This window comes from Streptomyces sp. NPDC079141 (assembly GCF_040686775.1).
Classification (GTDB): domain Bacteria; phylum Actinomycetota; class Actinomycetes; order Streptomycetales; family Streptomycetaceae; genus Streptomyces.
This window is the reverse complement of record NZ_JBFBLP010000010.1, coordinates 25777-46483: the sequence shown is the minus strand read 5'-3', so window position 1 is coordinate 46483 and position 20707 is coordinate 25777. Positions and strand designations below refer to the sequence as shown.

14 protein-coding genes are annotated in these 20707 nt (G+C 73.7%); 2 read left to right on the top strand and 12 right to left on the bottom strand.

Translation table 11 applies throughout. The features are described 5' to 3' along the window. Positions 1-10: 10 nt before the first annotated feature. Genes AB0Q90_RS25570 through AB0Q90_RS25540 form a run of 7 tightly spaced genes read right to left on the bottom strand, consistent with a single transcriptional unit; the run spans position 11 to position 11308 of the window. A complete protein-coding gene (locus AB0Q90_RS25570; RefSeq protein ID WP_363160821.1) occupies positions 11-1036 on the bottom strand; it encodes a 3-oxoacyl-ACP synthase III family protein in 1026 nt (341 codons plus the stop codon). Beyond that, entirely contained in the window at positions 1033-4131 is a 3099-nt protein-coding gene (locus AB0Q90_RS25565; protein WP_363160820.1) for a beta-ketoacyl synthase N-terminal-like domain-containing protein, read from the bottom strand. Before AB0Q90_RS25565 ends, AB0Q90_RS25570 begins: the two co-directional genes overlap by 4 nt. Continuing rightward, positions 4128-4394, bottom strand: coding sequence for an acyl carrier protein (locus AB0Q90_RS25560; RefSeq protein WP_363160819.1), 267 nt, complete (start codon positions 4392-4394; stop codon positions 4128-4130). Before AB0Q90_RS25560 ends, AB0Q90_RS25565 begins: the two co-directional genes overlap by 4 nt. Positions 4395-4411: 17 nt before the next feature. Further along, positions 4412-6046: an acyl-CoA dehydrogenase gene (locus tag AB0Q90_RS25555; RefSeq protein WP_363160818.1), complete on the bottom strand. Its 1635-nt coding sequence runs from the start codon at positions 6044-6046 to the stop codon at positions 4412-4414. Continuing rightward, entirely contained in the window at positions 6043-7755 is a 1713-nt protein-coding gene (locus AB0Q90_RS25550; RefSeq protein WP_363160817.1) for an acyl-CoA dehydrogenase family protein, read from the bottom strand. The genes AB0Q90_RS25555 and AB0Q90_RS25550 overlap by 4 nt, the downstream gene beginning before the upstream one ends. After that, positions 7752-9497 (bottom strand): fatty acyl-AMP ligase, encoded by a 1746-nt coding sequence (locus tag AB0Q90_RS25545; RefSeq protein WP_363160816.1) that lies wholly within the window; start codon positions 9495-9497, stop codon positions 7752-7754. The genes AB0Q90_RS25550 and AB0Q90_RS25545 overlap by 4 nt, the downstream gene beginning before the upstream one ends. Beyond that, positions 9494-11308: an HAD-IIIC family phosphatase gene (locus AB0Q90_RS25540; protein ID WP_363160815.1), complete on the bottom strand. Its 1815-nt coding sequence runs from the start codon at positions 11306-11308 to the stop codon at positions 9494-9496. Before AB0Q90_RS25540 ends, AB0Q90_RS25545 begins: the two co-directional genes overlap by 4 nt. A gap of 117 nt (positions 11309-11425) precedes the next feature. Here AB0Q90_RS25540 and AB0Q90_RS25535 point away from each other — a divergent pair, with 117 nt between their 5' ends. After that, on the top strand, positions 11426-12664 hold the full coding sequence (locus AB0Q90_RS25535; protein WP_363160814.1) for an FAD-dependent oxidoreductase: 1239 nt from the start codon (positions 11426-11428) through the stop codon (positions 12662-12664). Positions 12665-12833: 169 nt separating this feature from the next. Here the strand turns inward: AB0Q90_RS25535 and AB0Q90_RS25530 are convergent, their stop codons facing one another. Together AB0Q90_RS25530 and AB0Q90_RS25525 are read right to left on the bottom strand one after the other, a co-directional pair. Continuing rightward, on the bottom strand, positions 12834-13574 hold the full coding sequence (locus AB0Q90_RS25530; RefSeq protein WP_363160813.1) for an alpha/beta fold hydrolase: 741 nt from the start codon (positions 13572-13574) through the stop codon (positions 12834-12836). Continuing rightward, a complete protein-coding gene (locus AB0Q90_RS25525; protein ID WP_363160812.1) occupies positions 13571-14374 on the bottom strand; it encodes an AfsR/SARP family transcriptional regulator in 804 nt (267 codons plus the stop codon). Before AB0Q90_RS25525 ends, AB0Q90_RS25530 begins: the two co-directional genes overlap by 4 nt. Positions 14375-14571: 197 nt before the next feature. On the opposite strand from AB0Q90_RS25525, the gene AB0Q90_RS25520 reads away from it, so the two are divergent. Continuing rightward, positions 14572-15726 carry a histidine kinase gene (locus AB0Q90_RS25520; protein WP_363160811.1) on the top strand — a complete coding sequence of 385 codons (1155 nt, stop codon included), beginning with the start codon at positions 14572-14574 and terminating at the stop codon, positions 15724-15726. Between the two features lie 10 nt (positions 15727-15736). On the opposite strand, the gene AB0Q90_RS25515 is transcribed toward AB0Q90_RS25520, so the two are convergent. The 3 genes from AB0Q90_RS25515 to atzF form a co-directional block, all read right to left on the bottom strand. Then, entirely contained in the window at positions 15737-16345 is a 609-nt protein-coding gene (locus AB0Q90_RS25515) for a response regulator transcription factor (protein WP_363160810.1), read from the bottom strand. Between the two features lie 123 nt (positions 16346-16468). Next, the gene (locus tag AB0Q90_RS25510; protein ID WP_363160809.1) at positions 16469-18808 is read right to left on the bottom strand and encodes an MMPL family transporter; all 2340 of its coding nucleotides are present in this window, start codon (positions 18806-18808) and stop codon (positions 16469-16471) included. An 80-nt stretch (positions 18809-18888) separates the two neighbouring features. Next, positions 18889-20571 (bottom strand): allophanate hydrolase, encoded by a 1683-nt coding sequence (atzF, locus tag AB0Q90_RS25505; RefSeq protein ID WP_363160925.1) that lies wholly within the window; start codon positions 20569-20571, stop codon positions 18889-18891. Positions 20572-20707: the final 136 nt, after the last annotated feature.

The window sequence follows — 20707 nt, the reverse complement described above, 5'->3', positions numbered from 1 at the left end:
TCTGCTTGAGTCAGCGCTTCTCCAGGGCGAACCCGGACTTGATCCACTTGCTCGACTCGACTGCCACGGCCAGCGCCCGCTGTCCGGCGCCCATCTTCGGCAGCAGCTCGTCGAGTTGGAGGAACGGCAGGGCGTTGCCGTTGTTGCCGGTCCGGTCCACGCAGGAGATCTCGTGCGCGGACGGGATGCCGAGCCGTTCGCCGATCACGCGGGTCATCCGGCCGGAGAGCTGCGGCGGGAGCAGGAAGTCCAGCGACTGCGGAGCCCAGCCCAGGTCGTCCAGGAGCTCCCAGAGGATCTCCACGGCCAGCACCGGCACGGACTCCTCGATCGCCTTGTAGTCCTCGGTGAGAGCCTGGCGGTCGCAGTGGCGGTCGGCCAGCCCGAACCAGTCGATGACCTGGCCGGGTTCACGGCCCAGGCCGGTGCACCGGTTGAGGGTGCGCAGCAGCGCCACCGCCTCCCCGTAGGGCTCGGCGGTGAGCACGGCGGCGCCCGCGCCGTCGCCGAACAGCACGCAGTTGACGAGGTCGCTCGGCGCGGCCTCGGACATGTCCCGGTGCAGGTCGAGGTGTTTGGTGCAGACGTCGCCGCCGATGACGAGGCCGGTGCGGTACTGGCCGCTGCCGATGAGGAGCCGGGCGAGGTCGAGTGCCTGGACGGCGCCCGCGCAGCCCGACTGGAGCTGGTGGACGGGGAGTTGGTCGAGGCCGAGGAGGTCGGCGACCTCGGCGGCGGTGGTCGGCATCAGATGGTCCGGGGTGGCGGTGCCCAGCACCAGGAACTCGATGTCGGCGGGTTCGGCGCCGCAGCGGTCCATCGCCTCCCCGGCGGCGCGTGCGCACAGGTCGGCGAGCGAGTGGCGGACCTCGCCGGTGACCAGGTCGCGGGCGAAGTGCCGGGTCCTCGTGCCGATGAACAGCTCGATCCACTCCGCGCTCACGCCGAGGGCGGCGGACAGCGCGGTGTTGTCGACCGGGTCGCCGGGCAGTGCGGTGCCCACGGCGGTCAGATGGGGGACGGGGGTCGTCGTCATGGGGTGTGCTCCTGTACGTACGTGATGAGGTCGCCGACCGTGGACAGGCGCAACAGCAGCTCCTGTACGGGGAGTTCGCCGAGGGTGGGGAGCCGCTCCTCGATCCGGGTCTTGAGTTCGACCACGGCGACCGAGTCGAGGCCGAGGTCCTCGTAGAGGCGGGAGGCGTCGGACAGGTCCTCGCTGCGGTAGCCGCCGACGCCGGCGATGGCGTCGCGTACGGCGGTGGCGGTTGTTGTGGCGGTTGTTGTGGCGGGTTCCTGCCGGGGTTCCGGGGCGGGCTGCTGTCGGGGCGGGGGAGCCGGCCGGCCGGGGCGGGGGAAGCGGTGGTGGGTGGCGAAGGCGTAGGGCGCGAGGCGGGTCAGGACGCGGTCCCGCGGTGGGTGGGCGGCCTCCCAGTTCGGGTCGAGGCCCGCGCGGTGCAGCAGGGCGAGTGCCTCGGCGAGGTCCCGGGCGCCCGCTCGCTCGCCCGGGAGGGGGTGGACCGGTGCGGGGGCGGGCGCCTGCTCGGTCAACTCGGCTGCCAGCGTGGTCAGTACGGGCTTCGGGCCGATCTCCAGGAGGTGGGTGGGGCGCTCGTCCAGGAGCTGGGCGGCCGCGTCCGCGAACAGGACTGGGGCGCTGATGTGTTCCGTCCAGTAGGCGGCGTCCATCGGCTCGTTGTCGAGGAGTTTGCCGCGGAGGGTGGAGTAGAGGGGTACGGCTGGGGCGGCGCCGACGCCGAGTTCCTCCGCGAGCCTTCGGAACGGGTCCAGGACCGGTTCCATGAGGGGGGAGTGGAAGGCGTGCGAGACCTCCAGTCGGCGTACCTGTATGTGCTCGCTTTCGAGGGCCTCGGCTATGCGGTGCAGGGCGGTGAGGTCGCCCGAGAGGACTGTTGAACGGGGGCCGTTGAGTGCGGCGTAGCCGACCCGGGGCTCCGCGTCGACGTGGGAGCGCAGCGGTTCCGCCGGGGCGCGTACGGCGATCATGCCGCCGCCCTCGGGGAGTTGCTGCATGAGCGCTCCGCGGGCCGCGACCAGTTGTGCCGCCGCTTTTAGGGGGAGGGCGCCGGCGAGTACGGCTGCCGCGAACTCGCCCACGCTGTGGCCCAGGAGTGCGTGGGGGTGGACGCCGAGGGCGGTGAGGGTGGCGCCGAGTGCGTAGCCAACGGCGAAGAGGGCGGGTTGGGCGAAGGCGGTGCGGTGGATGGCGGGGTCGGCGCCGAGGAGCAGGGAGCGGATGGAGTCGCCGGTGTGCGGGCGCAGGGCCGCGTCCGCGGTGTCGAGGTGGTGGCGGAAGAGGGGGGACTGTTGGTGGAGGCGGGCGGCCATGCCGGGGTACTGGGCGCCCTGGCCGGTGAACAGCCAGGCGGTGTGCGGGGGTTGCGTGGGGGGTGGGGGGAGGGTGGGGGCCTTGGCTGCGGTGCGCAGGCGGGTGGCCAGGTCGGTGGGGTCGGTGGCGGCGATTGCGTGGCGGTGTGGGTGGCCGTCCTTGACGTGGTGCGAGGTCCAGCAGAGGGGGCCGAGGGGGGAGTGGCGTCGGGCTATTGCCTCGGCCTGGGTGAGGAGGTTGCGGCGTAGGGCGGGCTCGGTGGGGGCGGTGACGGTGAAGATGGCGGCGCCCAGGTCGGTGGGGGGTGGGGGTGCGGTTGGCGGCTTTGGCGGGGTCGCGGTGGGTGCGGTTGACGGTGCGTGTGCGGTGCCGTCCGTCGGGGTTGCCGTGGGGGTGGGTGCGCTCGCCCGCGCTTGCGGGGTGCCGCTGCGCCCACCCGTGCCGCCCCAAGCGGCACGACTGCCCGCAGTTGCGCCTGGTTGAGTGGCGCCGCTGCCCGCAGCTGCGCCTGGTTCAGCGGCACGACTGCCCGCAGTTGGGCGGGCCGGCGCCGACTCCAGTACCGCATGTGCGTTTGTGCCGCCCAGGCCGAAGCTGCTCAGGCCCGCCAGTACCGGGCCCGGGGGCAGGCGCAGGGGGGCCTTCAGCAGCCGTAGGCCTTGGTCCGGCAGGGACAGGGACGGGTTTTCGTGGGTGGCGTAGCGGCTGGTGGGGGCTGTGCGGTGGTGGAGGGCCAGGGCGACCTTGATCAGGCCCGCTATGCCGGCGGCGCCCTCCGTGTGGCCGAGGTTGCCCTTGACCGAGCCGAGGGGCATGGGGTGGGTGCGGCCGGAGTGGAGGGCGCCCAGGGCTCGGGTCTCGATCATGTCGCCGAGTGCCGTGCCGGTGCCGTGGGCCTCCGTGAAGGTGATGTCCGCCGGGTCCACGCCCGCCCTGCGGTAGGCGGTCGCGATCACGGACTCCTGGCTCCAGCGGCTGGGCGCGGTGATGCCGTTGCTGCGGCCGTCCTGGTTGACGGCGGTGCCGCGGAGGACGGCGTAGACCGGCCGGCCGTCGGCGGCGGCGTCCGCGTACCGGCGCAGGACGACCGCGCCGACGCCCTCGCCGCGTCCGATGCCGTCCGCGTCCGCGCTGAACGGTTTGCAGCGGCCGTCGGGTGCGGCCAGGCCCGCTCGGGAGTAGAAGAGGCTCAGGGCGGGGGTCAGGGCCAGGTTCACTCCCGCCGCTATCGCCCAGTCGCATTCGCCGGCGAGGAGCGAGTTCGCCGCCAGGTGCACGGCCACCAGCGACGACGAGCAGGCCGTGTCCACCGCGAGGGACGGGCCCCTGAGGTCGAGGTGGTACGACACGCGGTTGGCGATCATGCAGTAGCCGTTGCCGGAGCCGATCTGGGCGGTGATGCCGGGGAGGTCGGTCAAGGTCAGCTGGGCCCACTCGCTGCCCATCACGCCTACGAAGACTCCGGTCTGCGTTCCGGCGAGGCGGTGCGGGGCGATGCCCGCGTCCTCGATCGCCCGCCAGGCGCAGTGCAGCACGAGCCGCTGCTGCGGGTCCATGGAGCCCGCCTCGCGCGGGGACAGCGCGAAGAACTCGTGGTCGAAGACGTCCGGGTCGGCGAGGAAGCCGCCCTCGGTGGAGTGGTCCGGGTCCGGCCATCGGTCCGGCGGCACCGGGCCGATCCCGTCGCCCGCCCGCATCAGCAACTTCCAGTAGCCGCCCGGCCCTTCGGCGAGCGGGAAGCGGCAGTCGATGCCGGTGACGGCGATGGCGCCCGCCGTCACGGCGTCGCCTCCAGGCGGCCCATGAGGTGCCCGGCCAGGGCCCGCACGGTCGGGTAGTCCCAGGCCGCCGTCGGGTCCACGGGAACCCCGAAGGTGTCCTCGACGTCGCCGCACAGGCTGAGCGCGGCCACCGAGTCCAGGCCGTACTGGGCCAGCGGCACGCCGGGGTCGATCTCGGACGGCGGGGTGCGCAGGTACTCGGCGACGCGGTGGACCAGCCAGTCGGTCAGGGTCCGCTCGGTGTGGGCGCTCGGCGCGGTCATGGGGTGCTCCATCGGTGTCAGCCGTGCAGGGGAAGGTCGTACAGGTCGAAGGTCCGGTTCTCGGTGTGGCGGCGCAGGAGTTCGGCGTGCAGTTCGGCCGTCGTGGCCCGGTCCGGTGGGGGCGGGCGCAGGCCGAGGCGGGTCGCGGTGCGGTGCAGGGCGGCCTCCAGCCAGGCGGGCTCGGCGAGGAAGCCGTCGCAGGCGCTCCGCCGGACGCCGACGGCGGCCGCCGCCCCGAGCAACTGGGCGTACCGGTCGGCGAGTCGGAAGGCCGCGGGACCGGCCAGCGGGGTGCGCTCGGCGGGCGGCAGGGCCGTCGCCGCGCGGCGTACGTCGTCCAGTTCCCGCCTCAACTTCCGTACGAGATCGATGTCGTCGGCGTCGTCCAGTACGGCGGCCAGTGCGTCCCCGTCGGCCGTCAGCGTCAGGCGGTCGTAGGGGATGCCGGGGGTGAGCGGGGTGTCCGGTGTGAAGAGGGCGGTCGGTGCGGGCGGGGCGGGGTCCCTTGCCAGGCGCGGGAGTTGGGGGATCAGAGTGGCGAGGCAGGCCGTCGGGCCGGCGTGGCCGAGGCTGAGGACGGGCAGGTCGCGCAGGTGCTTGCCGAAGACGGCGTGCTCGCCCTCACGGACGTAGAAGCGGGCGCCGAGGATCACCGACAGGTCGTTGGCGGTGCGGCCGAGCAGTTTCGGGACGAGGTACTTGACGGCGGCGCCCGTCACCGCCGCCTGGGACGGCAGCAGGTGTACGGCGCGTGCGGCGGCGAGCGCCAGGCTGTCGCAGAGCAGCAGGTCGGTGAAGGCGTCGGTGAGGACGGTCGCGGCGTGCGGCAGGTCCAGCAGCCGGCGCCGGTACAGGCGTCGGCCGAGCGCGAACCGCAGGACCGTGCGCAGGCAGGTGTCCACGGTGCCGACCGCCATCCCGGGCAGGGCGCTGCGGGTGATCTGGAAGGAGCGCAGGGCCAGTTCGGCGCCCTCTCCCTCGGCGCCGACCAGGGCGCCGGCCGGGATCTCGCAGTCGCGGAAGTCCAGGCCGGTCAGCCGGCAGCCGCGGACGCCGGTGGTGCGGTAGCGGGGCAGGACGGCGGGAGCGCAGTCCTCGGGGCCCGTCAGCAGCACCGAGTGGCTGCGGGCGCCGGGTGCCGGGTCGGTGCGGGCGAAGAGCACCCAGGCCGCGGCCCGGTCGGCGTTGTTGATGACCTGCTTGGTGCCGGTGAGGGCGTAGCCGCCGGGGGTGCGGCGGGCGGTGAACTCGTTGCGCAGGAAGTCGTTGCCGTGGGCCAGTTCGTGGTACGCCACCGACACCTTGCGGTCGTCGAGGAGCAGGCCCGCCAGATGCTTGCGCTGCTCGGGCGTGCCCGCGGTCCACACGTTGACGGCCGCCATGAACGAGGTCACGCCGTAGCCGAGGCCGAGCCCGACATCGTGCCGGAACACCTCCCGGGACACGCGCACCAGTTCGTCCAGGCCGGTCAGCCGTCCGCCCAGCTCCTCCGGCACGAACTCCGCGCCGAACCCGAAACCGTCGAGCAACTCCTCGCCCGCCGCACTGAGTTCACCGCGCTCGTCGGCGGCGAGGAGCGCGGCCCGGCCGACGGGGTTTGCGGGATCGTCCGGATCGCCGAACCGCCGGCGCAGCTCCAGGGCCCGGCTCATGCCGCCTCCCTCGCCAGTTGGAGCCGCAGCAGCGAGAACAGCCGGCCGGCCGACCGTGCCGCGTACGCCTCGTCCAGGAGACGGTCGTAGGCCTCCGGGTCGGCGCCCTGGTGCTCGCCGAGGCGGACCAGGAGGCGGTCGAGTGCCGTGCGCAGCCAGATGCCGTCCCGCCACACGCCCTCGGTGGCGACCAGCCGGTTGTGCAGCCACAGTCCGAGACAGGCGGCGCCCGCCCAGCACAGGCAGAGGCGACGGGCCGTGTCGAAGGCCTCGTACGGGACCCCCGCGACGAGGTCCGTCGGTGCCGCCATCTCCTCGACGACGCGTTCGGTGACCGTCAGGAGGCGACGGGCCGCGGCGAGGGCCGGATCGCCGGTGGCTTCCAGGGCGTCCACCCAGGCGGGAAGCGCGCCGAGGAGCGAACTGCCGTGCCGGGAGACCAGGGACAGCCGTGCCGGGTCGAACTCGGGCAGCGGCACCGACAGATCGCAGGCCGGGGCCGGATCCTGACGGGCGTGACCCCGGTTCCGGACCAGTGAACGGAACTGGTTCACCAGCGAGTTGAGGTTGACCAGCGTGTTGCCGTCGAAGAGGGAGACGATGCGGTGGTCGCGCTCGATCTTCTCGAACATGCCGTAGCGCTGCACACTCGTCAGGAAGGCCCGGGCCCCGAGGAGCGCGGCCAGCTCGCGCAGGAGTTCCTCCGTGCCGGTCGGCACCAGGTACTTGGTCACCGCCGACACCACGCTCAGCTCGCCGGTCGCGGTGTGCACCAGACGGGAGGCCACCAGGGCCACCGCCTCGTGGACGAGGGCGTCGGCCGCCGCCGAGGCGAGTACGTGCCGGGCCTGCGGGAGCGCGGCGAGCGGGCGGCCGTACAGCTTGCGCTCGGCGGCGAAGTCCAGGGCCAGGGCGAGGCCGTGGTCGGCGGCGCCGAGGGACAGCGAGGCGCACATGGTGCGGGTCAGTTGCAGCGCCTTCAGTACGGTCTCGATGCCGCCGCCCTCGCCGCCGACAACGGTGGAGCGGGGCAGGACGGCCCGGTCCAGGGCGATGCCGGAGATGTCGGCGCCGCGGATGCCGTGGGTGGGCACCTTCGGCAGATGGCGGTAACTGCCGGGCGCCAGCTCGCGCTTGTCGGCGAGCAGCACGCTGAAGCCGCGCGGTCCGCCGTCCTCGCCGGTGCGCGCGAGCAGGGTCAGCACACTGCCCCGGGTGGCATTGTTGATCAGCCACTTCTCGCCGCTCACCCGCCAGGCCCCGGTGTCGTCCGGCACCGCCTCCACCTCACCGGCCAGCAGATCGCTGCCGTGCGCACGCTCGGTCAGGCCGAGGGCCACCGGCACCCCGGCCCGGATGTCCGCGCCGAGCCGGGCCGCCTGCTCCTCGCTGCCCGCGATCCACACGCAGACCGCGCCCAGGTAGGTCTTGCCGTGGGCGACGGCCACCGTCAGATCCCTGCGGGCCACCGTGCGCATCAGCTGCAGCGCGTGCTCGTAGTCGCGCAGCCGGCCGCCCGCCGGGGTGGGCACGTAGTAGTCGGGCAACCCCCAGTCGTCCAGGAGACGGCAGATCTCGGACGGGAACTCCTCCCGGGCGTCCAGGCGGGCGCAGGCGGCGTACGAGAAGGGGCCGCGCCGGTCCGCCGGGTCGCCGAGGTACAGCTCCAGTTCCTCGGCGAGGCGGTAGGGCGAGTGCTCGATCGTCATGCGGGGCCCACCCGTTCCAGCGCCCGGTCCGCCGCGTCGCTGACCAGTTCCCGCACCGGCGGCTGGAGCACCTCGTACAGCGGTACCAGCGCGCCGTCGAGGAACAGCCGCCGCATCAGGGCGCGTTGGACCTTGCCGCTGGTGGTGCGACGGACCGTGCCGGGCCGGACCAGCACCACATTGCCCGCCGCCACCTGGAACTGACGCCCTATCAGCAGCTGGGCGGCGGTCGCGACCGCCCGCAGATCGCCGTCCGGTGCCGCGGCGGCCCGTACCTCCTGGACGACCACCAGGTGCTCGCCCGCGTCGCTGTGCACGGCGAACGCGGCACCCGCCCCGGCCGCCAGCGACCGGTCGGCGGACTGTACGCAACGCTCCACGTCGTGCGGATACAGATTGCGCCCGGCGAGGATGATGATCTCCTTCAGCCGGCCGGTGACGAACAGCTCGCCGTCGCCGTCCAGGGCCCCGAGGTCGCCGGTGCGCAGCCAGCCGTCGGGGGTGCGGGAGCGCTCGGTCGCCTCGGCGTTGCGGTAGTAGCCCGGGCTCACGCTCGGGCCGCGCACCCAGATCTCACCGACCGTGCCCGGCGGCCGCTCGGCGCCGGTGGCGGGATCGCAGACGCGGATCTCGCCGTCGCGGACGGTGCCGCTGCCGGCGAGGGTGCGTACGCGGCCGTTCCCCTGCGGCTCCTCCAGTTCGCCGCGCTCCAAGGCAGCGGCGTCCACGGTCCGCACCACCGGCGGGGACTCCGGCCGGGCGCCCGTGACCAGCAGCGTCGTCTCCGCCATGCCGTAGCAGGGGAAGAACGTCTCGGGCCGGAAACCGGCGGGCGCGAAACGCTCGGCGAAGGCGTGCAGCGTGTCCGCGCGGATCGGCTCGGCGCCGTTCGGGGCGACCCGCCAGCCGGACAGGTCCAGGCTCGCCACCTGCTCGTCGGTGATCCGGCGCACGCACAGGTCGAAGGCGAAGTTGGGGCCGCCGCTGCCGCTCAGCCGGTGGTCGTCGATCATCCGCAGCCAGCGGTAGGGCCGCTTGAGGAACGACGTCGGCGACATCAGCACCGCCGTGCCGGCCGCGTACAGCGGCTGGAGGATGTGCCCGATCAGCCCGAGGTCGTGGTAGTGCGGCAGCCAGCCGCCCGCGACCGTGTCCGGGCCGGTGCCGGTCCATGCCTGGATCGCCGCCTCGTTGGCGAGCAGATTGGCGTGCGTGACCATCACGCCCTTGGGGTCGCCGGTCGAGCCCGAGGTGTACTGGAGGAACGCCAGGTCCTCGGGGCGGGCGTTCGGGGCGCGCCAGTCGGCCGGGTCGGCGAAGTCGCCCTCGCCGTCGGTGCCCAGGCACGGCACGTGCGGCATCGCCTCGGACGCCAGCCATGCCTCCAGCGCCTGGGCGAGTTCGGGTGACGTCAGGACGGCCGCCGCCTCCGCGTCGCGCAGGATGCCGGAGACCCGGGCCAGTTGGCGGCCCTGGTCGGTGGGCAGCGGCGCGGGCACGGCGACGGCACCGGCGTAGAGGCAGCCGAGGAACGCCGCGACGAAGCCGGTGCCCGGCGGATACAGCAGCAGTACCTGCCGGTCGGCGGCGCCGCGCGTGCGCAGCCAGACGGCGATCCGGCGGGCGCGGGTGTCGAGCGCGGCGTACGTGACGTGTTCCGCGGAGTCGTCGTGGAGATGGATCAGCGCGTCCTTGGCCGCATGGGCGGCGGTGTTCTCCAGGACCACGGCAGTGAAAGTCACCGGATCGTCCCCCTGAGTGAGATGTGGCGTGGGACTTCGGGCAGTTGACGGAGCGGGTGACGGAAGGTGTCGTCCGCTCCCGGCCGGAAACCGAGCGAGGGGTACAGGTCCCGCACCCGGTGGTTCCTGGCGGTGGGCAGGTACCGGCCGTGCACGGCCGGGGCGCCGGACCTCCGGGCCTCGGCCAGCAGCGCGGCGAACGCGGCCTGCTCGATGCCCCGGCCGAAGACCCGGCAGCTGAGCAGGGCGTTGTCGATGTGCCAGCCGGAGTCCGGCACGCGCCGCACGAACACCGCGCCCACCAGTCCGCTGTCGCCGAACTTGTCCCGTGCCGCGACCGTCAGCACAAGACCGCCCGGCGCCTCGGCGTACGCCTGCACCTGCGGACCCGACATCCGCCGGTTGGTGAGGTTGAACTGGTTGGTGCGCTGCGTCAGTTGGGCCACCCGGGCCACCTCGTGCGGCCGCAGCGCCGCCAGCTCGACGACCACCCCGAGCTGCGCCAGATACTCCTCGTACGACTGCGCGCCCTCCCGCAGCCGCACCCGGTCCGACTCACTGCGGTACCGCTCGGCCCGCCGCAGATCGGCGTCGGTGAGCTCCGGCACGTCGAACCAGCCGTCCGCCAGCAGCCGTTCCCCGTGCAGCGCCGGCTCGTCGTCCAGCGGCACCAGTTCCACGGCGGGCAGGGCGCCCGCGACCTGGCCGCGCTCGAAGGGCGAGTCGTCGGCGAGGACGAAGCTGTCGACGCCCAGGTTCAGCCGTGCCGCGATGGCGCGCAGGCCCGCGTCCTTCGGGCCCCAGCCGGCGTGCACGGCGACGAAGTCCCGCTCCCGCAGCAGCATGTCGGGGTGCTCGCGCAACACTGCCAGCAGCGGCTCCGGGTCGTTCTTGGAGCACACGGCGAGCAGCACCCCCTGTGCGGCAAGCTGCCTGACGACCCGCTGGAACCGCCCGAACGCCTCCCCGCGCAGCGTCTCGGCCGCCGCGATCCCCTCGGGCCCCGCATCGCCCAGCACCCCGTCCCACAGCGTCTGGTCGGCATCGAGGACCAGCACCTTGCGGGTCCGGCCGCTCAGCGCGCGGGCCAGATGGCCGACCTCGCGGGCATAGCGGGCCAGCAGCTCGGGGCCCAGATGCGCCTTGGCGTACGCGGCGAGGCGCGGGTCGTTCACCGGGCCGCCCGCGGACACCAGGGGGCCGAGATCGACCACCTGGACGCGCGGACGGCGCAGACCGAGGCGCAGCACGCCCGCGTTGAACTCGTTCCAGATCGCCCCGAGTTCGGCCCGGGCGCGCAGATCGAGCAGCTGATGGGTGTGGGTGTGCAGCAGCGGGAGGGTGTTGAGCACGAGCATGCCGCTCGCGCGCTCCGCGTACCGGGCGGCGTGGTCGTCGAGGCGGGCCAGCAGGTCCGCCGTCGCGTCGGCGACATCGGCGACCGTCCAGGGCGCGGGCAGCGCGTCGAGGACGGTGGACGCGTCGAGCACGCAGAGGCGGAGAGCGGCCGGGTCCGCCGGGTCCAGGAGTTCGCGTTCCCACGCGCCGAAGTCGCCCATGTCGGCGTGGAGTCCGAGTCCGTGCCGGGCGAACTCGGCGGTGAGGGAGGCGGCCAGGCCGTCGAGGGTGCCGCTGCCGGTGACGGTGACCCGCACCGGATCCGGGACGGGTTCCAGCCGGGCGAGAATCCGTCCGGCCGACTGCAGCGCGCCGAACGGGTCGGGCCCGGCGGCGAGTTCCGCGAGCAGCGCGGGAACCTCGGGGCCGTGCCGGTGCAGGGAGCGCAGACGGTCGAGGGCGTCGTTCGTCATGGCCGGGAGCCTGCGGAGCGCGGCTTAAGTCCGTCTTGTGCAAGGGGGACTTAAGACGGGGCGCCGAGGATCGGGCGGCGCGGCGCACGCAGGTACGCCGGGAACCCGAGGAGTGCCATGACGATGCAGACGTCCGTGTGCGTGGTCGGCGGCGGGCCCGCCGGACTCACCCTGGGAGTGGAACTGGCCCGGCGCAACATACCCGTCGTCGTCCTGGAGGCGAGCGCGCACTTCAACCGCAGCTTCCGCGGCGAGTCCGTCTCCCCGGACTCCGTCTGGCTGCTCGACCGGCTCGGCCTGCTCGACCGCCTCGACGGCTCCTACGTCCAGATGCACCGGATGGAGATCGACGACAGCGGACACACCGTGTTCCGCGCCGAGTTCGCCGACTTCCGCTACCCGCACCCCTTCCCCGTCGAGCTGCCGCAGCCCGCCCTGCTCACGGCACTCGCCGAGACCGGAGCCGGCCACCCCGGCTTCCGCCTCCTCCAGGGCACCACCGCGACCGGCCTGCTCTACGACGCCGAGGGCGCCGTCGCCGGCGTACGGGCCCGCACCCCCGAGGGCGAGACGGAGATCCACGCCCGGCTGACCGTCGCCGCCGACGGGCGGTTCAGCAAGGTGCGCGAAATGGCGGGGCTCGCCTACCGCAAGGTCCCGCTGGAACGCGACGTCATCTGGCTCAAGCTGCCCTTCCCCTACGACGCCTGGGACGACCGTACGTATCGCATCCGCATCCGGGGCGACCAGCACGGGCTGTTCATCCCGACGCGGCCGGACAGTGTCCGCGTCGGCTTCAACATCCCCAAGGGCGGCCTGAGGGAGATGCGGGGGCAGGGGCTGCCGGCGCTGTACGACCGGCTCGACCTGCTGGCGCCCGAGTTGTCGAAGGCCGTGCGGGAGCAGGTGCGCAGCTGGTCGGACACGTCGATGCTGGACATCTTCACGACGGTGGTGCCGCGGTGGTCCCAGCCGGGGCTGACGCTGATCGGCGACGCGGCACATACGCTCACGCCGATACTCGGGCAGGGGGTCAACCACGCGATCATCGACGCCGTGACGCTGGCTCCGCTGCTTGAGGCGGCGTTCGGGAAAGGCGGGACCACGGCGGGGCTGCTTGCGGCGACGGAGGCGTTTCAGCGGGAGCGGGAGTCGTCCGTTGCCCGGTCGCGGGCCCTTCAGCTGCGGCAGGAGCGGTTGTTCACGCTGGGCGGGGTGGTGGGGGCGGCGTGGCGCCGCGGGCTGTATCGGGTGGTGAGCAGTAGCCCTCGGCTTACCCGGAGGGTGCTTGCCGGGGCCTATTTTCAGGTGCAGCGGCCTGGTGACAGGGTGGCGGAGGTACGGGTCGGTGACTGAGCTGCGGGTCGGTGGGGGCTTGTCGCGCCCACATGTCACAGCCCCGTGCACCCCTTGAGGGGCGCTCCATCCGCGCTTCTTGCCAGTGCCCTTGGGCTCGGTCAAGCGCTCGTCGCCGCCTCCTGCGGCAGTGTCGCCATGCTCGGTGTCCTCAGCGGTGCGACGACGCTCAGGCTGCTTCGTATGCGCCGGAAGGCGTGAACCGGCGTACCAGGGAGGCGACTTCGTCCAGCAGCGCGTTCTCGTGCGAGCGCAGGAAGAAGTGGCCGCCGGGTACCGTGCGCAGTTCGCAGCCCCGGCCCGCGAAGCGGCGCCAGGCGAGTACCTCGGGGATCCGGACCAGGGGGTCCTCCTCGCCGGCGAACAGGTGCAGGGGTACCCGTAGCTCCGCCGAGGCCATGGAGGCGGCGTCCGCGCAGATCCGCAGGTCGTCGCGGACCACCGGGAGGAGGGCGCGCAGCCACTGCGGATGGTCGAGCAGCAGCGGGGGGAGTCCACCGAGCCGGGCGAGTGCGGCCGCCAGCTCGGTGTCCGGGGCGTCGGCGGCGGCGATGTGCGGGGCCGGCAGGTGCGGGGCGCGGTGGGCGCCGAGCAGGAGGGCCCGGGGGAGTGTCGCGCCGCGGGCCTGGCGGCGCAGGGTGAGTGCGTAGCCGACGAGGGCGCCCATGCTGTGCCCGTACACCAGGTACGGGCGGTCCAGGAGCGGGCCCAGTTCGGTGTCCAACGCCTCGGTGAGCGGGGCGAGTTCGGTGAACCGTGGTTCGCTCGCCCGGCTCTCCCGGCCGGGCAGCCGTACGGGGAGCACCTCCACCGGGCAGCCCCGGTCCGCGAGGGCGCGCTGCCAGCGTGCGTACACCGAACCCCCGGTGCCGGCGTAGGGGAGGCAGAGCAGGCGGCAGGGGGCGGTCATGCCACCGATCCCGGGGCCAGAGGTGCCGAGTCCAGGGCCGGATCGCCGGTGAGCAACGCCCGGTGCAGCCGCTGGAGTTCGGGGCCGGGCTCAAGGCCCAGGTGCTCCACGCACGCGGCGCGCAGCCGACCGTAGACCTCCAGGGCCTGCCAGGTGCGGCCGCTGCGGTACAGGGCGACCATCAGGTGGCCGTGCAGGCGCTCGTGCAGGGGGAACCGGGCGGTGAGGCCGGTGAGTTCGCCCAGCAGCATGTCGTGCCGGCCGAGCCGCAGATCGGCCGCTATCCGGTCCTCCAGGGCGGTGCGCCGCAGCTCCTCCAGCCGGAGCACCTCGGCCTGAAGGAGGCTGCCGGGTGTGACGTCGGCGAGTGCCGGACCCCGCCACAGCCCCAGCGCCTGCTCCAGCAGGGCCGAGGCCGTGGCGGCGTCACCCCCCTCCAGCACCGACCGTCCCTGCCGGGCCAGCCGTTCGAACCGCACGGAGTCCGGACCGTCCGCCGGTGCGTCCAGGACGTAGCCGTTGTACTGCCGCTTGAGGATCTCCCGGGGGCCGCGTGCCGGAGCGGGGCCGAGCGCGACGGCGATGAGCCCGCGCAGTTGCTTGACGTAGGTGTGCAGTGTCGCCGCGGAGCTGCGTGGTGGACGATCCCCCCACAGTTCGTCCGTCAGGGCCGGAACACTCACCTTCCGGCCGGAGTTGAGCGCCAGCAGCGCGAGGACCTGCCGTGGCTTGGCCGCGCTCGGCACCACTGAGGTCTGCCCCAGCCGTGCCGTGAGCGGGCCGAGTACGGCGATCTCCATCTTGCGTCCCCCCAAGGACTTGAGTGCCGCTTATGTTCCGCTTATGTCCCGCTGCATCGACCCTGCCAGGCCGGGTGGAGCGGAGAGAAGTGTTCCTGACACGACTGCTCCATGAATCCATCACAGTGTGCGGTTGTTCGGAGGCTCACCGCACACGGCCCCGGTGGCGCCTAGCATCCCCAACTGGGGGTGGGCCGATGGCGGTTGCGGCTGACCAGCCGGAGAACGCGCGGGGCACGGCCTCGCGGTTGCTCGTGCTGTCCATGGGCGGCTTCGTGCTCCTCGGGGTCGCGGCCGTGCTGTCCCGGAGCCGGGACGCGGGTGCCGTGTCGGTCGCGCTGCCGGCGCTGTTCGCCGCCTTCGCCCTGCAGGCCGTCTGCTCCGCACCGGCTGCGCGGCGGCTGCGCGATCGGTTCGGCATCCCGGTGCTCGTGCTCCAGGCGGTGCTCGCGGTCCTCCCTGCGGCCGTCTCCGGGCTCACCTGGCCCGGCATGTTCGGCTTCCTCGCCGGGTCCGTGCCGCTCGTGGTCGCGGGCCCCGCCGGGCGCGCGCTGGCCGCCGGGGTCGTCGGCGGGGCCTGCGCGGCCGGGGCCCTGGTGGGCCACGGCTGGCGGGGCTGGCTGCTGGACGGCACCGCGACCGGCGCCGTCGCGCTCGCGGTGTACGGCAGCACCCGGCTCGCCGAACTCGTCGACCGCGTCCACGCCGTACGGGAGCGGCTTGCCTGGAGCGCCGTCGCCCAGGAACGCCGGCGCTTCGCCCGGGACCTGCACGACCTGCTCGGCTACAGCCTGTCGGCCATCGCCCTCAAGACCGATCTGGCCCACCGGCTGGTCCGCGAGGCCCCGGACCGGGCCCTGGCGGAGCTCGACAGCGCCCGGGACGTGGCCCAGCAGGCGCTTGCCGACGTGCGTTCCGTGGCCCGCGGGTTCCGCGACCTGACCTTCGCCGTCGAGGCGGAGTCCGCGCGCTCCCTGCTGGCCGCCGCCGACATCCGGGCCAGTGTCGACCTGCGGTGCGCGGTGCCCGACGCGGTGAGCACGGTACTGGCGACCGTGCTGCGCGAGGGCGTCACCAACGTGATCCGGCACAGCAAGGCCACGCAGTGCCGCATCGAGGTGCGCGATCCCGGCGACGGTTTCATCCGCTTCACCCTGGCCAACGACGGCGTACGCGGCACCGGCGGCCGTCCCGCGCCCTGCCCGGGCCGCCGCGGCCGGGGCGGTCTCGGCAACCTCTCGGAGCGGCTGGCGGCCGTGGGCGGGCGGCTGAGCGTGGGCGTGGACGAGCGGGGCTGGTACCGGGTGGTGGCCGAGGCGCCGTCGGCGCCGGTGCCGGACGGAGAACCCTAGGGCCGGCCTGTCACAGCAGCCAGCCCGCCTCCTCCGCGATCCGCACCGCGTCCAGCCGGTTGCGCGCGCCCAGCTTCGTCACGGCCGACGTCAGGTAGTTGCGCACCGTCCCCACCGACAGATGCAGCCCGTCCGCGATCTCCGTCGCCTCCGCGCCCCGCGCCGCCCGGCGCAGGACCTCGGTCTCCCGGTCGGTGAGCGGGCTGTCCCCGGAGTCCAGTGCGGCCAGGGCGAGTTCGTTGTCGAACACCCGGTGTCCGGCCGCGACTTGGCGTACCGCCTCGGCGAGCCGTCCGGCCGGGGCGTCCTTGGGGACGAACCCGGTGACCTTCTGGGTCAGCGCCCGGCGCAGGGTGCCCGGCCTGCCGAGGCCGGTGATGATCACCGTACGGCACTCCGGCAGCGCCTCCTGGAGGAGGGCCGCGGCGCTGATGCCGTCCAGGCGGGGCAGATGGATGTCGATCACGGCGACGTCGGGCCGGGCCGCGAGGGCGGCGCCGAGGATGGCGTCGCCCGCCTCCACCTCCGCCACGACATCCAGATCGGGTTCCAGGTTGAGCAGCGCCACCAGCGCTCCCCGGACCATGCCCACGTCCTCGGCCAGCAGGATGCGTATCAACGTGCCCCCAGGAATCTGCCCGACGCCAGTAGCACACCTCCGCGAGATCGCGAGTCTATCCATCCCATATGACCGGTTCGAGTCCCCCAAGTGACAGGCGCCGCAAAGCAGCCACACGAGCCGCTAGGTGCCCTCGCCGCGAGGCGAACCGATGAGCGACTCCTCGGTCGCACGCTCCTCGAAGACCTCGGCCGTCACAGGTGTCGCAGTGGCCGGTGTGCACTCCTTCGGGAGCCCGACGCGCGCGTGCAGCCGGCGCAGCGGCCCCGGCGCCCACCAGGTGGCCCGCCCGGCCAGCCGCAGCACCGCGGGCACGAGCAGTCCTCGTACGACCATCGCGTCCATGAGCACGGCGAGCCCCACGCCGAGGCCGAGCATCTTGATGTTGGTCACCCGGGAGGTCCCGATGGCCACCATCACGAACCCGAGGATCACCGCGGCCGCCGTGATCAGTCCGCCGGTGCGCCGGATGCCGAACTCCACGGCGGCGCGATGGTCGCCGGCGCGCTCGTACTCCTCCTGGATCCGGGAGACCAGGAAGACCCCGTAGTCCATGGAGAGCCCGAAGGCCACGCAGAACATCAGCACGGGCAGTGCGGTCTCGATGTCGCCGGTCGGCGTGAAGCCGAGCGGCCCGGACAGGTGGCCCTCCTGGAAGATCCATACGACCGCCCCGAACATGGCGGTCAGGCTGAGCGCGTTGACCACCACCGCGAGCAGCGGCAGCAGCAGGCTGCCGGTCAGCAGGAAGATCAGCAGCAGCGTGGTCACCGCGATGACGCCGAGCGCCCAGGGCAGGCGTTCGGCCGTGCCGTGCTGGGTGTCGGAGAGGATGGCGGCGGCGCCGGTCACCGAGGCCTCGAAGAGGGCGGACCTCTCACCAGGAATTGACCGAATGTCAGTCACCAGTTCGAGTGAAGTTGCGGATGTGGCCTCTCCCGCCGGCAGGACGGTGACGTACCCTGCGCCGTCCTCTGCCTGGGCCCGCTCCGCCGGCGTCGCCGGCCGCACCCGCTCGCCGTCCACGTACAGACCGCCGGGCCCGGCGACCCGTACGACATGCGGCAGCGCCGACACCGTACGGCTGTAGTCCGCGAGCGTCTCCGCCGAGACGCCGTCGCCCTCCGCGAGGACCGCGAGCGTGCTGCCGGGGTTGCCGGGGAACTCGTCGCGGATGTGCTGCTGCACGACGTGCGCGGTCGTCGACGACGGCAGCTGACGGTCGTCGGCCGTCCCGAACTGCACGTCCTTGAACGGCAGTCCGAGCGCGACGAGCAGCGCCGTGACACCGACGGCGAACACCGGCGCCCGGCGCATCACCAGCCGTGCCAGCGCCGCCCAGCCCGCGCCCGGATCCCGCCTGCGGGCCCCGGTCCGCCGCGGCAGCAGCCGCCGTACGTCGAGCGCGTCGACCCGGCGGCCGAGCAGCACCAGCAGTGCGGGCAGGGCGATCAGCGAGGCCGCCGCCGCGATCAGTACCACCGCGATGCCGGCGTACGCGAACGACCGCAGGAAGTACTGCTCGAAGGCGAACATCGACGCCAGCGACACGGCCACGGTCAGCGCCGAGAACAGCACGGTGCGCCCGGCGGTGCGCAGCGAGACGGCCACCGCGGCCCGCGGGACGGCGCCCGCCGCGAGCTCCTCCCGGTAGCGCCGGACGATGAACAGGGCGTAGTCGATGGCGAGTCCGAGCCCGAGCGCCGTGGTCAGGTTCTGGGCGTAGACCGACACCTCGGTGAACTCGGTGAGCACGCGCAGCACGGCGTTGGTGCCGAGGATCGCCAGGATGCCGACCAGCAGCGGCAGCAGCGCGGCGACCGCGCTGCCGAAGACGAGCACCAGCAGCACGAGGGTCACCGGCAGGGCGATCATCTCCGCCCGCACCAGATCCTCCTCGATCACCTCCTGCGAGGCGTGCCGCACGGCCGCGGGACCGCCGACCGACACCTCCACCGGCCCGTGCCGGCCCGCGTACGACGGCTCGATGCGCTCCAGTACGGCGTCCACCGCGTCCTCGTCGCCCGCGATGCGCGCGGTGATCAGCGCCTCGCCCCCGTCCTCGGCCCGCAGCGCCGGCTCCTTGCCGTCCCAGTACGACACCACACCGCCGACCGCCTCCTCGGCGTCCAGCCGAGCGGCCAACTCCCTCGCCTGCACGGCCACTTCGGGACGGTCGACGCCCCCTTCCGCGGCGACCATGAGCAGCAGGTTCGGCTGCGAGGCGGGCCAGCGCTCCTCCAGCACCCGGGTGGCGTACGTCGACTCCGCGCCCGGAATCTGCGAGCCACCGCTGCTCATCCGGTCCGCCGCCCCGCCGCCGAGCAGGGCGGCACCGGCGGTCACCACCAGGACGAGGAGCAGCAGCAACCGGGGCCGGGCCGTCACGGCCCGGCCCCACCACCCCCCACCCCCGTCGTCCGCTCGCGGTGTCGTCGCTTGCGCTGCGGGCCGCTCTGCCATCGCAACCTGCTCCTTCGAGTCGGCTGACGGGGAAGCCGATGGTGACGGGCGGTGCTTAAGCGCCGGTTGCGGTACGGGCCCTACGGGCGCCGCGCCTTGAGGTACGCCCGCCAGCCCCCGTACGCCGAGATGTCCTCCGTGTCCGTCAGTGCGGCGGGCTCGCACAGGAACCCGGGCACGCCGGTGCCGTCCGCCAGCTCGACGCGGCCCAGCGTCATCGGGCGGGGCAGCGCGGCCAGCAGCCGTCCGAGCCCCTCGGCCGGCAGGCGCCACACCTCGGCCTCGATCGCGGAACCGCCCGCACCGACGTGAACCAGGCCCGGCTTCGGCGGCTGTGTGGCCAGGGCGTGCAGCCGGTAGACGGCGGCCGTGGTGGTCGTACGGTCGAAACGGGCGCCCAGGGCCAGGAGTTGGGCATTGAGCGGCTCGCCGGTCAGGTGGGCGCCCACCACGGCCACCTCCACGTCCGGGGCCAGCTCGCGGGCGATCCGGGCCAGCCGTTCGTCGGTGAACGCCGGGCCGATCAGCATCACGCCGAAGGGCAGGCCGTTCACCTCGCCCGCCGGGACGGCGACCGCCGCCAGGTCGAAGAGGTTGGTGGAGTTGGTGAAGCGCCCCAGCCGGGCGTTGGCGCCCAGCGGATCGGCGGCCACCTCGGCGAGGGTGGGGTGGCCGGGGGCCGTGGGCAGCAACAGGGCGTCCGCGTCGGCCAGTTCGGCGAGCGCGCGGGTGCGCAGGCCGGCCAGGCGGTCGGTGTCGGCGAAGAGGCGGTGCGCGGGGAGGTCCCGGGCGCGGGTGATGATGCCGGCGACGGTGGGGTCGAGACCCTCGTCCCCGTCGGCGATCGCCTTGTCGACAAAGCTGCCCACGGCCGTGTAGCGCTCGGCGACGAACGCGCCCTCGTAGAGCATCGCCGCGGCCTCGGTGAACGGCGCAAGATCGAGGGTGCGCAGGTCGGCGCCGGCCGCCGCGAGCCGACGCACGGCAGCCTCGTACGCCTCGGCCCAGCCCTCGTCCAGCTCACCCAGTTGGGCGGGGTCGGGTACGGCGATACGCCAGGGGCCGGGGGCCCGTGCGGGCAGCGGCGGCAGTTCCCGGTCCGGCGGGGACGCCATGACGGACAGCGCCCGCTCGGCCTCTGGGAGCGTCCGCGCGAACACCGTGACGCAGTCGATCGAGGCGCAGGCCGGGACGACTCCGGCCGTCGGGACCAGGCCGCGGGTGGGCTTGAGGCCGACGATGCCGTTGAAGGCGGCCGGCACCCGGCCCGAGCCCGCGGTGTCGGTGCCCAGCGCGAGGTCGGCAAGGCCCAGGGCCACCGCGACGGCCGACCCGGAGCTGGAGCCGCCGCTGACCCTGGCCGGATCGTGCGCGTTGCGTACGGCACCGTAGGGCGAGCGGGTGCCGACCAGGCCGGTCGCGAACTGGTCGAGATTGGTGGTGCCCAGCACGATCGCACCGGCCGCACGCAGCCGCGCCACCACCGGGGCGTCGGCCGCGGGGTCGTAGGCGTAGGACGGGCAGCCCGCGGTGGTGGGCAGCCCGGCGACGTCGATATTGCCCTTGACCGCCAACAGGCGCCCGGCCAGCGGGAGTCGGGCACCCGACGCGACACGCGCGTCGACCGCCGCCGCCTCGGCCTCGACGTCGGCGCGCGGACGCAGACCGATCCAGATCTCGGGCCGATCGACGGCCTCGATCCGCGCGTAGGCGGCACGGACGCGGTGCACAGCGGACATGGTTTGCTCCTCGGGGTGTCTCAGCAGGCGGGGCGAAGTCGGCTGGGGTGGGGGTGGGCAGCGCCCCAAAGGGGCGCGGGGCTGTGTTCATCAGCGGCTCCGCCGCGGGGCGCGACCAGTCACGACGGAGCCGCACCCGACCGACGGCACCCCACGGCCC

Excerpts from the sequence above, each read along its gene's own strand:
- AB0Q90_RS25570 (WP_363160821.1), bottom strand. The coding sequence starts at position 1,036 with ATGACGACGACCCCCGTCCCCCATCTGACCGCCGTGGGCACCGCACTG.
- AB0Q90_RS25560 (WP_363160819.1), bottom strand. The coding sequence starts at position 4,394 with ATGACCGCGCCGAGCGCCCACACCGAGCGGACCCTGACCGACTGGCTG.
- AB0Q90_RS25555 (WP_363160818.1), bottom strand. The coding sequence starts at position 6,046 with ATGAGCCGGGCCCTGGAGCTGCGCCGGCGGTTCGGCGATCCGGACGAT.
- AB0Q90_RS25550 (WP_363160817.1), bottom strand. The coding sequence starts at position 7,755 with ATGACGATCGAGCACTCGCCCTACCGCCTCGCCGAGGAACTGGAGCTG.
- AB0Q90_RS25540 (WP_363160815.1), bottom strand. The coding sequence starts at position 11,308 with ATGACGAACGACGCCCTCGACCGTCTGCGCTCCCTGCACCGGCACGGC.
- AB0Q90_RS25535 (WP_363160814.1), top strand. The coding sequence starts at position 11,426 with ATGACGATGCAGACGTCCGTGTGCGTGGTCGGCGGCGGGCCCGCCGGA.
- AB0Q90_RS25530 (WP_363160813.1), bottom strand. The coding sequence starts at position 13,574 with ATGACCGCCCCCTGCCGCCTGCTCTGCCTCCCCTACGCCGGCACCGGG.
- AB0Q90_RS25525 (WP_363160812.1), bottom strand. The coding sequence starts at position 14,374 with ATGGAGATCGCCGTACTCGGCCCGCTCACGGCACGGCTGGGGCAGACC.
- AB0Q90_RS25520 (WP_363160811.1), top strand. The coding sequence starts at position 14,572 with ATGGCGGTTGCGGCTGACCAGCCGGAGAACGCGCGGGGCACGGCCTCG.
- AB0Q90_RS25510 (WP_363160809.1), bottom strand. The coding sequence starts at position 18,808 with ATGGCAGAGCGGCCCGCAGCGCAAGCGACGACACCGCGAGCGGACGAC.